Raw genomic sequence first — 13217 nt, 5'->3', positions numbered from 1 at the left:
CCTTCTTCGATGCGCGTCCGCACGGCGGGGAAGGGGCGGCCGCGTGAACATCGACCAGAGGCCCGACCTCTCCCTGCAGCAGCATCTCCATCTGACCACCGAGCTCAAGCAGGGCATCGCCATCCTGCGCATGTCGGCGCTGGAGCTTTCCGAGTACGCGCGGAAATGCGTCGAGGAGAACCCGTTTTTCGATGACGACGACTGGGTCGAGCCGCGCCACCCTCTGACCCCCGACCGGTACGTGCAGGACGTGAGCGCCGACGCGCTCTTCGAAAAGCGGGGGCACGGCAGCCCGGAGACGTTCGACGCCGAACGCGGCGACATGTCCCAGCGCTCGTTCTCGTTCGACCGGTACCTGACCGAAGGGGAGACGCTCGACGAGTTCTTGCTCGAGCAGCTGCGCCTGCAGGCCGACTCTCCTCATGCGATGGCCATCGGGGAGTACCTTATCGGCAACATCGACGGCAGCGGCTATCTGAGGACGTCCGTCGAGCAGGTGGCCTCCGCGCTCGGCGTGCCCGAGCAGGAGGTGGCCCGCGTCCTCTCGCTCGTCCAGCAGTTCGAGCCCACGGGCGTGGGCGCGCGCAACCTCGCCGAGTGCCTCGAGCTGCAGCTGCGGAAGAACGGCAAGTTCACCCCCACGCTCGAGCGGCTCGTGAAGAGCCACCTCGCCGAGTTCGAGTCGCGCACCCCCGCGTCCATCGCGCGCGACATGGGGCTCTCGCTCGCCGAGCTCAACGAGGCGCTCGACGTCATCCGCACGTGCAACCCGCGTCCGGCCAGCCAGTTCGGCAGCCCGTCGCGGCCCATTTGGCCGGAGGTCGTGGTGGAGGCGTGCGGCAACGGCGAGTACGAGGTGAGCCTCCAAGACTTCTACCTGCCGCATCTGAAGATCAACCCCACGTACCGGGCGATGGCCTCGAACGTGAAGGAACGCGACGCCGAAACGTATCTGAAGGAGAAGCTCAAGGAAGCCGAGAGCCTTATCGACGGCATCAACTACCGCCATTCGACGCTGCACAAGATCGCCTGCTGCATCGTGGAGATGCAGGTCGAGTTCTTCGAGCGAGGCTACGACTGCCTGCGCCCCCTCACCATGGTCCAGGTGGCCGAGGCCACGGGGGTGTCGGAGTCCACGGTGAGCCGCATTGCGAGCGGGAACTACATGCAAACGCCGCGCGGCGTGTTCGAGCTGCGCTTCTTCTTCCATTCGTCCGCCTACCACGCGGCCGACCGCGTGGTGTCCTCCATCAGCGTCAAGCATCGCATAACCGAGCTCGTGGCCAAGGAGGATTCCTCGAACCCGCTCAGCGACCAGGCCCTGTCCGAGGCTTTGGCGCGCGAGGGCGTGTCCGTGTCGCGCCGCACGGTGAACAAGTACCGCGAAGAGCTCGGCATCCCCGCGCGCGCAGCGCGTCGTCGCAGCTAGGCTCGCAAGCTGGGTTCGCACGCAAGCGCCATTCGCTCTCTGCGATGGCGCTTTTTCTTATTTTGGAACGATTCTCAAATTGTGACGGCTCCTTCGCGGCCCGGTGCGAAGCCGTTTCGAGAACGCTGCGCTTTGACCTGCTTTGTCATCCAACTTGGAAAGTGGCACGGTTCTTGCATCGATGATTACGAGGCGTCTTTGACTTTGGCTGTTGGGATCAGCCAGGTGAACGGGCGTGCAGTTCGTCGGGGGGAAGTTCGACGGGCTGTCATCCCTGCGGCCGTTCGAGTCCGAGAGCGTTTCCGAAGCCGGTTTCGTATGTAAACGGGGACTGTCGGAATAAGGAGGAGTTGGATTGACTAAAAAGCAAAAGACTGCGGCGGCGTGGACCGTCGTCATCATCGCCTTTTTCGGGGGCTTTGCCCTAGCCAACGTCCAAAACAAAGTACCGCCCGTAATCGACGTCGTCATGGCGTACTTCAACATCGGTGAAACGGACGCCGGCTGGTTGACGTCGGTGTTCACCATCATGGGCATGATCACGGCCATCCCGGCCTCCATGCTCATGCACAAGATGGGTCCGAAGAAGATCGGCGTCATCTCGCTGGCCTGCGCGGCCGTGGGCGGCATCATCGGCGCCTTCGCGACCGAACTCTGGGTGCTCATGGCCACCCGCGTGCTGGAAGGCGTGGGCGTGGGCATGATCGCCGTGGTCGGACCAACGGTTATCTCCATGTGGTTCCCAGCCGAGAAACGCGGCCTGCCCATGGGCCTCTGGGGTTCGTGGATGATGTGCTCCCAAACGCTGTTGTTCTTCATCGGCGGCGGCCTGAGCACGGCGTTCGGATGGCAGGGCGTCTGGTGGTTCTGCGTGGCGTTCTGCGTGGTCGTGCTCATTCTCTACATGTGGAAGGTCGACGCGCCCCCCGAGGGCACGCCGAACTACGCCGAAGGCGAGGACGAGGAAGAGTTCAAGCTCGGTGACGGCTTCAAGTCCTCTTCGACGTGGATTCTCACCATCGCCGGCACCATCTTCACGTTCTGCTGCTTCGGTTTCGCCACGTACATCTCGCTGTACTGGGCGCAGACGCTCTTCGGCGGCGACATGAACCAGTCGAACTGGTGGGTGTCGGTCATGTACGCCATCGAGATCCCGGTCGTCATCTTCATCGGCTGGCTGTTGAACCACATCAAGCTTAAGAACCGTCGTTTCGTGGGCGTCATCGGCTTTTTGCTGTACACGTTCATCCTGTTCTTCTGCTTCCGGATGGAGGAGCCGGGCCTGATCCTGCCCTTCATTCTCATCTACCCGTTCCTCGAGGGCTCTATCCCGACGGTGTACTGGACCTTGTGCCCCTCGACGGCCAAGAGCCCGGAGTATTCGGGAACGGCTATCGGTATTCTGAACGTGGGCTTGAACATCGGCACGCTGCTTGGCCCCCCGGTGACCGGTTTCTTCATCGAGAACTACGGATGGGCAACTGCCACCATTCCGCTGGCCATCGCTTCGGTTTTGGGTGCGATCGCGTTCTTCTTCGTGAAGACGTACGATCACGACTCCGACAAGGCGACGGCTCGCGCAACGGGCATCGAAGACGACTTGACCCAAGCGGTGGTGTAGCAGATCGAGCTTCCGTGTAACTGAAGGAGAGTAGTTTAATGAAGACGAAACGAGCTTGGATCGTCGCGTTCGCGACTATCTTCGCCGGCATCTCGCTGGCGCTCGTGCAGAACAAAGTGGCACCCTGCATGACAACCCTGATGGGCGCATTCAGCATCGACATGGCCACGGCCGGTTGGCTGAGCTCCCTGTTCTCGCTGGTGGGCATCATCATGGCCATCCCGGCCTCCATCGTGCTGAACAAGCTCGGGCCGAAGAAGGGCGGCATCGTGGCCCTGGCATGCGCTATATTGGGCTCGCTCATCGGTGTGTTCACCGACAGCGTTCCCGTGCTCATGGCGAGCCGTATCGTCGAGGGCGTGGGCGTGGGCCTCATGTCGGTCATCGGACCGTCGCTCATCGCCATGTGGTTCCCCGAGGCGAAGCGCGGCCTGCCCATGAGCATTTGGGCGGCGTACCAGATGGGCGCCCAGGCTGTCATGTTCTTCTTGGGCGCGCTGCTCACGACGAGCTTCGGTTGGCAAGGCGTGTGGTGGTTCGGGCTCGTTGCGTGCGTCGTCGCGTTCGTGCTCTACGTCCTGTGCGTGAAGAGTCCCCGTCCCGAGGACAGCTATGCTGACGTGGAGAGCGAGGACGTGTCCATCGTCGAGGGCATCAAGTCGCCTTCGGCCTGGGTGCTCTCGTTGGCCACGATGCTCTTCTGCATCGGCTGCTTCGGCTTTGTCAACTGGATCGCCACGTGCTGGGCGCAGACGTTCACCTGGGATGAGGGCCAAGCCAACATGTGGGTGGGGTACTTCTCCATCTTCGGCGTGATCGCCGCGGTGGTCATCGGCGCGCTGCTGAACCGCGTCAAGAACCGCAAGCTGTTCGGCGTTGCGGCGCTGATCTGCTACGGCATCGCGTCGCTCGTGGGCATGTTCATGGACAACCCGGCGTTCCTCATCGGCTTCGTGGTCGTGTACGGCTTCGTCGACGCAGGGTTCCCCTGCGTGCTGTGGACGATGGCCGCCCAGACGGTCAAGAAGCCCGAACTGGCGGGCGTGGCCCTGGGCGTGGTGTCCATCGGGTTCAACGTGGGCATCCTCCTCGGCCCGCCGATCATCGGCGCCGTCGTCGAGGCGGCCGGTTGGCATGTGGGCGCCATAGCCATCTGCGCATCGTGCGTGCTGGCTGCCGTCGTGCTGTCGTTCACGAAGCTTTACAGTGTTGACGACGCTCCTTCTTCGGAAACGCCGGAGGCCGTTCTCTCGCCGGCCGGCGAGGTGCAGTAGCGGGATAGCCTGCTTCGGCATACGATCCTGCCCGGTTGGGCGCGGACGGGTTCGCCCGTCCGCATGACCGCGATGCGGACACTTCCCCAAGAGGTGTCCGCATCGCTTTTTTATGCGTCGGCAGGCTGCGGCGCCCGCTGTGCCGACGCGGCTTCGAGCCCGTCTCAAAAATTGAGACGGAAGGGACAAGGGCGTTCTCAATATGCGAGCCGCGCCTGCCGCATGGCGCTCGATTTCGAGAAGCAAATTGAGACAATCGCTGCGACCACCTGCGGCCTCCCGATCGCCAAAAAGGCCATGAAAACATTTTTCATGCCGTTGAACAGGCATTTTGCAAATTCTCTCGCAAGGATGCGCCCGATTGGCACGGAGCATGCAACTACCTATATCAGAAGGCGCAACCGGCAAAGGAGCAACGCCGAAAGCCTTTCTGATTCACGTTGTAAGGCCATGTTCAACCATGGCGGAGGTTTGTCGGAGAGGAGGACATGCAAATGGCAGAGGAGAAGAAGAGGCTGGACCTGGATCGGGAGTTCCAGGAAAAGCGCAAGACGGAGCACCTGGCTGACCCGAACAAGAACAAGGAAGCGTGGCAGCAGAAGGCGCAGGATGCTTCGGGACGCGACTGGACGAAGCCTCGTCGTCCGACGTTGAAAGACGGGGAAGTCTAAGAACTGCCCGAAAGAGGAGAATCGGAGAGAGAGGGATAGCAAGTATGCTTACCAACGAACTCGAAGGCGTCAACAAAGACGTCTACAAAACAGATTGGCAGTGGCAAGAGGGTGAGTACACGGTCACGCGTACGAACATGTGGACCGCCCCCGGCTGCCACAACGGCTGCTCTGTTCTGTACTACACCAAGGACGGCAAGGTCGAGAAGATCGAAGGCGACCCGCTGAGCCCCTACAACCAGGGCCGTCTTTGCATGCGTTGCCTCGACGTCGTCGAGACGTTCTACCATCCTGACCGCTTGAAGTACCCCCTGAAGCGCGTCGGCGAGCGTGGCGAGAACAAGTGGGAGCGCATCACGTGGGACGAGGCTTACGACGACATCGCCGAGCACGTCCGCGCCATCTGGGAGGACTACGGCCCCGAGTCCATCGTGTCCATGCAGGGCACCGGCCGTAACATCTGCTGGCAGACCCCCTACCTGAGCTACGCCGCCTTCGGCAGCCCGAACTTCGTGCTCGGCTTCCTGTCCGGCGACGCCTGCTACCTGCCCCGTACGACCATCGGTCACTGCTTCATGGGCGACTTCTTCGTGGCTGACTGCTCGCAGCACCTCGAGAAGCGCTTCGCCGATCCGGAGTACGTGTTCCCCGACTACATGCTTATCTGCGGCAACAACGCCCTCGTGTCCAACGGCGACGGCTTCTTCGGCCACTGGATCGTCGACGTCATGAAGGAAGGCGGCACGAAGCTCATCGTGCTCGACCCCTCCTGCACGTGGCTGGCCTCCAAGGCCGAGCACTGGCTGCAGGTGCGCCCCGGCACCGACGCCGCGGTCGTCATCTCCATGCTGGGTGTCATCATCGAAGAGGATCTCTACGATCACGACTTCGTTGAGAACTGGTGCTACGGCTTCGACGAGCTGGCCGAGCGCTGCAAGGACTACCCGCCCGAGAAGGCCGCCGAGATCGCCGGCATCGACGCCGAGGACATCCGCGCCGCTGCCCGCGCCTACGCTTCCGGCAACCCCTCCACGATTCAGTGGGGCCTCAAGGTCGACCAGACCGTCTGCGGCATTCCTCTGGCCCAGGCTCTGCTCTCCTTGGGCGCCATCTGCGGCGACATCGACGTGCCCGGCGGCATGATGATCCCGCGTTGCGCTTACGACATTCCCGACTCCTACGGCTGCGGCATGTGGAACCTCTCCGACGAGATGCTCGGCAAGATGCTCGGCGTGGACACCTCCCCGCTGCACGCCCTCGGCTTCGACCCGACCGCCAACGGCGACACGGTGCTCCTGGCCATCGAGACCGGCGAGCCGTACCCGATCCGCATGCTGTTCATCCAGTCCACGAACCCGATCGCCAACATGGCTGCCGACGCCCCGCGCGTGTACAACGCCATGCGCTCGGTGGACTACAACGTCGTGGTCGACGTGTTCATGACCCCGACGGCCGTGGCTTGCGCCGACATCGTGCTGCCCTGCGGCATGAGCTGCGAGCGTAACTCCGCTCGCGTGTGGTGGTGGCCGCTGCGCTCCATCGTCAAGGTCGCCGACTACTACGAGGCCAAGTCCGACGAGCAGATCATCCTCGAGCTGGGCAAGCGCCTCAATCCCAGGCTGTTCCCGTGGGAGACGGACGTCGAGCTCATGACGTGGTGGATCCAGTCCGGCAACCGCTTCCATGCCGGTTGGCCGCACAAGACCGACCAGACGTTCCTCGACCTCACCGAGAAGGTCATCGACTGGCCGGACGACTGGGCGTACCGCAAGTTCGAGCTCGGTTGGCTGCGCGACGACGGCCAGCCCGGCTTCAACACGAACACGGGCAAGTGCGAGCTGTACAACACCCTGTTCGACGCGTGGGGCTTCGATCCGCTGCCGTACTACGAGGAGCCGCCTGAGTCCCCGATCTCCACGCCGGAGCTGTTCGAGGAGTACCCGTACGTCCTCACCACCGGCGCCCGTACGTGGGAGTACTTCCACTCGGAGGAGCGTCAGGTTCCGCGTCTGCGCGAGTCGCATCCCGATCCGCTGACCGATCTGCATCCCGACACCGCCGCGAAGATCGGCGTGTGCGAGGGCGACTGGATCTGGGTCGAGAACATGCGCGGCAAGTGCAAGCAGCGCGTGCGCATCAACGCGTCCCTCAAGCCCGACACCGTGCGCTCCGAGCACGGCTGGTGGTTCCCCGAGACGGACGGCGCAGAGCCCAACCTGTTCGGCGTGTTCGACTCCAACATCAACAACCTCACGGTTCAGGGTGTTACCGGTCCTACGCTGTACGGCGCCCCGTACGCGAACCAAATTTGCAAGATCTATCCGGTCACGAAGGAGAACGACTGCTCGCCCAGCGAGATCGTGACCCGCAAGGGAGGTTTCTAAGATGGCGGAAAAATACGGACTTCTGATCGACTACACGTGGTGCACCGGTTGCCACTCCTGCGAGATGGCCTGCAAGGTTGAGCACGGCTGGGCGGCCGGCGAAGCGAACGGCATCCAGCTGTTCGAGGACGGCCCGCGCAAGATGCCCAACGGCAAGTTCGAGTACAATTACCTGCCCGTGATGACGTCGCTGTGCGACCTGTGCGCCGATCGTACGGCCATGGGCAAGCTCCCGACCTGCGTGCATCACTGCCAGTCGGCTTGCATGAAGTACGGCACGGTGGACGAGCTGGCCGAGAAGGCCAAGGAAATGCCCCGTACCTGGATCTACGTACCTGAGCAGTAAGACTTTTCGTCTCGCTGGCGCCCCGGCTTCCGGCCGGGGCGCCAGCCTCAGCAAGACGTGAACGTAAGGAGAGAAAGCCATGTGTTACAGACCAGCTAATACCGTTACCATTGTGAAGTGCCTCGAGTGCGGCGCGTTCAACAAGCCCACGAACGAGACGTGCCAGAAGTGCGGCGCCGATCTGAACGAATCCCGCAAGGCTGCGGACCAGGCTGCGGCTCCGGCTTCTGCCGCTCCCAAGGAAATCTCGCTCAAGCCCCAGGGTCTTGACGGCGCCCCCAAGGCTCCCGGCGCCCCTTCGGCCCCAAAAGCGCCCGGCGCTCCGAAGCCGCCGACGAACTAACCGTGACCTGTCCGGCGGCGTACGGCGGATGTTTTAGAATGAGGCGAAGCGCACATGCCTAATTGTAGAACCTGCAGCCCATGGTGCCGCCGTTGCCATAAGAAGGCGGATTACAAGTTTCCCGTCGAGTGTCCCGAGTGCGGGTGGTACAACCCCTACGAACGGGACACCTGCAAGAAGTGCGGGGCCCCGGTCGCGCATGACGAGGAGAAGGCGGTCGACCACCTCAACGCAGAGGTGAAGAAGGCCTGTTTCTTCTGCTCGCCGTTCGAGCGGCCGCTCTGCAACGAATGCGTGGAGACGGGACGAACGAAGGTATGCCCGGAGTGCGGCAGTTACGTGTTAGGGACGCGTACGGCGTGCAAGAAGTGCGGGCACGTCTTCTAAGGCTCGTGCCCAGGCTCCCGCGTGCGGGCGCCGAGGTTCGGCCTGAAAAAGAGGGGGGCGAGGGCATGGCTCGCATAAACCGTGCCTGTGTTGAATGATCGGGCTGGAGAAGGTGCTTAACGCTCATCTCCAGCCCGTTTGGCTTTTCGGACCTCGGGTGCCCTTGGTTCGAGGCGGGAAGGCTATTGGCTTTCCTTGAGTTTGCGGTACAGCGTCGCCTTGCTGATGTCGAGGATGGCGGCAGCGGTGGCGATGTTGCCATCCGCCTGCAGGATGGCCTCGTTGATGGCTATGCTCTCGAGCTCCTTGAGCGAGAGCGTGGGCAGCGGAGCCTTCGCGGCGGGGGAGGGTTCGCCGCTTTCGGCGCTTTGCGCGGAGGCGGGGGCGCTTTGCACCTTGAAAGATGAAGACGATTCGTTTTGGGGTGCCGGAGCAGCTTGCGGAAGCGGGGCTTCGACGCCCTCGTCGGAGGGGGTCTTGGCGGCGTTGACGATGTAGCTGGGGAAGTCCTCGACGGAGATCGTCCCGTCCTCGCAGGTGTAGTAGGCGGAGTAGATCGCATGCTTGAGCTGGCGCACGTTGCCCGGCCAGGTGTACGTTTCGATGAGCTTCGCGGCCTCGTCCGAAAGCCTTACCAGGCCGTTGCCGGTTTTGATCTGGCATTCGTTCAGGAAGTAGCGCGCGAAGTACAGCGCGTCGCCCAGCCGCTCGCGCAGCGGCGGCAAATCGACGGTGAGCACCGAGATGCGGTAGAGCAGGTCTTCGCGGAACTGATGCTGCTCGACCAGCTGGGGAAGGTTCTGGTTCGTGGCGGCCACCAGGCGGAAGTCGATCTGCTTGTACGACTTGCCGCCCACGCGGATGACGCGTTTGTTCTCCAGGACGCGCAGAAGCGTGGCCTGGAGCTCGAGCGGCATGTCGCCGATCTCGTCGAGGAACAGCGTGCCGCCGTCCGAAAGCTCGATCTTGCCCGGCTTGCCGCCGCGCTCCGCCCCGGTGAAGCTGCCGCTCTCGTAGCCGAACAGCTCGCTTTCTATGAGGCGCGGCGGGATGGCGGCGCAGTTGATGGACATGAAGGGCCCGTTCGGGCACGACTTGTTGTGTATGGCCTGGGCGAACAGCTCCTTGCCCGTTCCGCTTTCGCCCGCCAGCAGGATGTTCTCGTTCGACTTCGCAAAGCGCGCGGCCAGGCTTTTCGCCCGCGATATCTGCAGGCTCTTTCCGAGGATGTCCTCGAACGTGACCGTTGCCACGTCGCCGGCCTTGCCGCGGGAGGCTCCCATCGAGGACAGGGGCTTCGCTTCCTTGAGCGAGACGATGTAACCCTCGAAGTCCCGGTCGCTGCCGTAGATGCGCGAGATCTTGGCCTCGTAGGGCACGCCGTCCACCGCGAAGGACGAGCTGCCGCCCTGCTCGATGACCTCCTCGAAGCTCCGGTTGTCGTTGATGAGGGTGTTCACGTTCAGACCGAGCAGCTCGTCGGGCGCCGTCTTGAACATGTGCGCCGCCTCCGGCGTGGCGAGGGTGATCGTGTCCTGCGCGTCGCAGATGAGGATGCCGTCTTTGACGGTGCCGATGATGTTGCGCGAGATGACCTCGAACCGCTGGGCTTCGAGCGAGGCCTTGCTGTACTTCGACTCGGTCTCGGCGAGTTGGATGTCGTACTCGTGCAGTCTCATCTGCCCGTTGATGGTGGTGGCGAGCGACGACACGAGGCTCATCGCATGGGCGAGCAGCTTTTTGTTGGCCGAGGTGAGCGAGTTGTCCGATATGGGCTGGGTGAGCGTGAGGGCGCCGATGCTCGTGCCGGATTGGTCGATGAGCGGGGCGGCGCAGGCGATGAGGCCCTGGAGTTTGAAGCAATAGTGCTCGGGGCCGATGATGACGAAGGGCTTCTTGTGGCGCATGCACAGGGAGTGGGCGTTCGTTCCCATGTTCCGCTCGTTGCAGCGGTAGTTCAACCCCACGAACCGATGGAGCCGCAGGTTCCCGATCAGCACGAGGGGCGTTCCGTTCGCGTCGAGGAACTCGAAGATGTAGTCGTTTTGCAGGTTCAGCGATTCGACGCTTCTCAAAAGCGATTTCACCGTGGCGATGAGCTGCGCGTTCTTCGCGAGCGTTTCCTCGTACGCCTCTTCGGATATGTACTCTCCCAGGTTCTCCTCGTCGGGATCGAGGCCGTTGTCGCGCGAGTTGATCCACGAATCGGCGATCTCGGGCCTGACGCAGGGCGCGAGATGGGGATCGGTGCCGTTGTTGAGGAAGTCGAGCTTGGCATCGAGGATGCTGTCCCAAAACGAATCGTCTTCATGCATGGATCTGATGAGCTGGAGATCGCTCGCGTAGTTGATGTCCAGGCTGTCTGTCGCGTCGTCCATGAAGAACCCCCCGTAACAAGTATGTTGGTACTTTATTATAGGATTAAAGTGATGCAAGTTTGCGAAGAAGATCATTTTGAGAAAAGCTCCGGAAACGGGAGCTCTTCCTCGCATGCCTCGGCCAAGGAGTTCGAGGGGCGCAGGCCGTGGCACCTCGATGGGCGCAAGCCTTGGCGTCCCGACGACGAAGGGGCCGATCAGGGGGGAGAGCCGTGGGCCTTCGACCATGGCATCCGCCGGTCCCCCGCCGAGGGGCGGGACTTCGAGGGCGACGACGTGCGCCGCTCCCCGGCGGAGGAGCTTGTCTCAAAAGGATACTTCCTGCCGAACTTCAAGCGCAAGGACGCGGACGGCGAGGAGCTGCGGCACGGGGACTACCGCTACCGCCTGCGCGAGGACGGCTCGGTGCGCCTCGTGGCCTACGAGGGTTGCGCGGAGTGCGTGGACATTCCGGCCGAGGTCGGCGGCGCGCGCGTGACCTCGTTGGCCACGAACCTGTTCCGCGACCATGCGGAGCTGCGCCGCGCCTCGATGCCCGACACGGTGGAGTTCGCGGGCAACCACGTGTTCGACGGCTGCGTCAACCTGAGAAGCGTCCGGCTCTCGGCGGCGCTCGCCCAGGTCGACCCCACCATGTTCCTGCAATGCGGCTCGCTGGTCGAGGTGGAGCTCGCCATGCCCACGGTGCGGCTCGAGGGCAACTCGTTCTCAGACGCGCCGGTGGCGCACGTGGTGTTCGGGCCCCTTGTGCAGGCGCTCGACGCGAAGCCCCTGGGGCTGCCGCATTTGGAGCGCGTGTCCGTCGACGCGGCCAACGAGCGCTTCGTCACCGACGGCAAGGCCCTGCTCTCGAAGGACCGGCGCCACCTGTACCGCCTGGTCGTTCCGTGCGCCGCCTACGAGGTGCCCGCCGGATGCGAGGCCGTGGACGAGCGCGCGTTCGATTCGCTCGGCGGGCTCGAGCAGGTCGCGCTGCCCGACTCCCTGCGCAGCGTGGGCCGCATGGCCTTCGCGAAAACGGGGCTGGCCGCGGTGGGCTTTCCCGCTTCGGTGGAGTCCATCGGGGAGAAGGCGTTCTACCATTGCGCCGCGCTGTCGCAGGTGCGCCTGCCGAGCGGGTGCCGGGACATCGGGTCCGAGGCGTTCGCCTTCACGGCCGCCTGCCGCGTCGAGCTGCCGCCGGCGCTCGAGCACCTGGGATTCCGCGCCTTCGACCACACGCCCGCGCAGGAGCGTATCGCCGACGGGGCTTTGAGCGTGTCCGCGGCGAACCGCTTCCTCGAGCTGGACGCCGAAGGCGGCCTGTATCGCCACGACGTGTTCTTGGAGCTGGTGGGCCGGGTGGCGAGCTACCGGGTGCGGCCCGGCACGCACGCGGTGGCCGACGAGGCCTTCAAGCGCCATGCCACCGTGCGTGCGGTGAAGCTGCCCGAGGGCGTGTTCTCCGTGGGCCGCGAGGCGTTCCGCGGGAACCGGCAGCTCGTGCGGGTCGACCTGCCCGAGAGCCTCGAGCGCATCGGCGCGCGCGCGTTCCTGGACACCTCGCTTCTCACGCTGCGCCTTTCGGAGAACGTGCGCTTCATCGGGGAGGACGCGTTGCTCGTGCAGGGCGACAACCAGCTCATGCCCCGCGCGCCTTTGCAGTCGATTTCGCTCGACGCGGGCAACCCCGCGTTCTACTTGGAAAACGGGCTTTTGTGCCAGCGCGACGGCAGCAAGATGGGCGGCGACACCTGCCTTCTGTACGTAGGGCCCGACGACGTGGTGCGCATTCCGCGCCAGGTGACGCACGTCGCGAGCCTCGCGTTCTGCGGCGCCTCGGGCGTGAGCGAGCTGTACGTGCACGGGCACCTGCACAGCGTCTGCAACGGGGCGTTCTCCACGGCGCGTACCATTCCGGTCGTGCACGTGGAGTTCCCCGAGCCCATCGACGGCTACGAGAAGGGCGATTTCCGGGTGCCCGAACTGTCCTCGCGGTACCGCTCCCCGTCGTATCTGTTCGACGCGGGCCCGGCGGGGACCGTGTTCGACTTCGAATACTACGACTCGTGGGTGACGCACGCCGCCACCATGCGGGAGTTCGCGCCGGCCGCCCTGTACCGCCTGACGCACCCCATGCGCCTCGACGAGCGCATGCGTGAGCTGTACGAGGGGATATTCCAGCGCAAGAGCGCGGCCGCGTGCCGCTACTTCGCCGAGCAGGGCGACCTGGACGCGCTGGCGTGGCTGGCAGACCGGGGGCTGCTTGCCGAGGACGTCGTTGAAGCGGAACTGAGGACCACGTCGCTTGAGGGGAGGACGCAAGCCACCGCCTGCCTGCTCGAGCTGCAGCATCGCACGATGCCGAGCGCGGGCGTAGACTTCAGCTTGTAAACGCCTATGAA

10 protein-coding genes are annotated in these 13217 nt (G+C 63.8%); 9 read left to right on the top strand and 1 reads right to left on the bottom strand.

The window, feature by feature from the left end:
* The first annotated feature begins 43 nt into the window (after nt 1-43).
* The 8 genes from rpoN (at nt 44) to HCH03_RS13705 (ending at nt 8455) form a co-directional block, all read left to right on the top strand.
* Nucleotides 44-1429, top strand: coding sequence for an RNA polymerase factor sigma-54 (gene rpoN, locus HCH03_RS13740; RefSeq protein ID WP_221689945.1), 1386 nt, complete (start codon nt 44-46; stop codon nt 1427-1429).
* A 355-nt stretch (nt 1430-1784) separates the two neighbouring features.
* Nucleotides 1785-3050 carry an MFS transporter gene (locus HCH03_RS13735; protein WP_221689944.1) on the top strand — a complete coding sequence of 422 codons (1266 nt, stop codon included), beginning with the start codon at nt 1785-1787 and terminating at the stop codon, nt 3048-3050.
* A 38-nt stretch (nt 3051-3088) separates the two neighbouring features.
* Nucleotides 3089-4324, top strand: a complete 1236-nt coding sequence (locus HCH03_RS13730) for an MFS transporter (RefSeq protein ID WP_221689943.1) — start codon at nt 3089-3091, stop codon at nt 4322-4324.
* Between the two features lie 494 nt (nt 4325-4818).
* Nucleotides 4819-4995 carry a hypothetical protein gene (locus HCH03_RS13725; protein WP_185906001.1) on the top strand — a complete coding sequence of 59 codons (177 nt, stop codon included), beginning with the start codon at nt 4819-4821 and terminating at the stop codon, nt 4993-4995.
* 44 nt (nt 4996-5039) lie between these two features.
* The gene (locus HCH03_RS13720) at nt 5040-7379 is read left to right on the top strand and encodes a molybdopterin-dependent oxidoreductase (RefSeq protein ID WP_185906000.1); all 2340 of its coding nucleotides are present in this window, start codon (nt 5040-5042) and stop codon (nt 7377-7379) included.
* 1 nt (nt 7380) lies between these two features.
* Complete coding sequence (locus tag HCH03_RS13715; protein WP_080144732.1) at nt 7381-7725, top strand: oxidoreductase; 345 nt, start codon at nt 7381-7383, stop codon at nt 7723-7725.
* Between the two features lie 79 nt (nt 7726-7804).
* Nucleotides 7805-8068, top strand: a complete 264-nt coding sequence (locus HCH03_RS13710; RefSeq protein ID WP_185905999.1) for a hypothetical protein — start codon at nt 7805-7807, stop codon at nt 8066-8068.
* A gap of 54 nt (nt 8069-8122) precedes the next feature.
* Nucleotides 8123-8455, top strand: a complete 333-nt coding sequence (locus HCH03_RS13705) for a hypothetical protein (protein ID WP_221689942.1) — start codon at nt 8123-8125, stop codon at nt 8453-8455.
* Between the two features lie 182 nt (nt 8456-8637).
* On the opposite strand, the gene HCH03_RS13700 is transcribed toward HCH03_RS13705, so the two are convergent.
* Nucleotides 8638-10833: a sigma-54-dependent Fis family transcriptional regulator gene (locus tag HCH03_RS13700; RefSeq protein WP_221689941.1), complete on the bottom strand. Its 2196-nt coding sequence runs from the start codon at nt 10831-10833 to the stop codon at nt 8638-8640.
* Between the two features lie 51 nt (nt 10834-10884).
* On the opposite strand from HCH03_RS13700, the gene HCH03_RS13695 reads away from it, so the two are divergent.
* Nucleotides 10885-13206 carry a leucine-rich repeat domain-containing protein gene (locus HCH03_RS13695; protein WP_221689940.1) on the top strand — a complete coding sequence of 774 codons (2322 nt, stop codon included), beginning with the start codon at nt 10885-10887 and terminating at the stop codon, nt 13204-13206.
* Nucleotides 13207-13217 lie beyond the last annotated feature (11 nt).

The organism is Gordonibacter massiliensis (ex Traore et al. 2017), from assembly GCF_019731765.1.
GTDB lineage: Bacteria > Actinomycetota > Coriobacteriia > Coriobacteriales > Eggerthellaceae > Gordonibacter > Gordonibacter massiliensis.
The sequence above is the reverse complement of the archived record's forward strand: the minus strand, read 5'-3'. Positions and strand labels throughout refer to the sequence as shown.

What these genes read in the sequence shown, in the direction of transcription:
- HCH03_RS13730 (WP_221689943.1), top strand. Translation starts at nt 3,089, where the DNA reads ATGAAGACGAAACGAGCTTGGATCGTCGCGTTCGCGACTATCTTCGCC.
- HCH03_RS13725 (WP_185906001.1), top strand. Translation starts at nt 4,819, where the DNA reads ATGGCAGAGGAGAAGAAGAGGCTGGACCTGGATCGGGAGTTCCAGGAA.
- HCH03_RS13720 (WP_185906000.1), top strand. Translation starts at nt 5,040, where the DNA reads ATGCTTACCAACGAACTCGAAGGCGTCAACAAAGACGTCTACAAAACA.
- HCH03_RS13715 (WP_080144732.1), top strand. Translation starts at nt 7,381, where the DNA reads ATGGCGGAAAAATACGGACTTCTGATCGACTACACGTGGTGCACCGGT.
- HCH03_RS13710 (WP_185905999.1), top strand. Translation starts at nt 7,805, where the DNA reads ATGTGTTACAGACCAGCTAATACCGTTACCATTGTGAAGTGCCTCGAG.
- HCH03_RS13705 (WP_221689942.1), top strand. Translation starts at nt 8,123, where the DNA reads ATGCCTAATTGTAGAACCTGCAGCCCATGGTGCCGCCGTTGCCATAAG.
- HCH03_RS13700 (WP_221689941.1), bottom strand. Translation starts at nt 10,833, where the DNA reads ATGGACGACGCGACAGACAGCCTGGACATCAACTACGCGAGCGATCTC.
- HCH03_RS13695 (WP_221689940.1), top strand. Translation starts at nt 10,885, where the DNA reads ATGCAAGTTTGCGAAGAAGATCATTTTGAGAAAAGCTCCGGAAACGGG.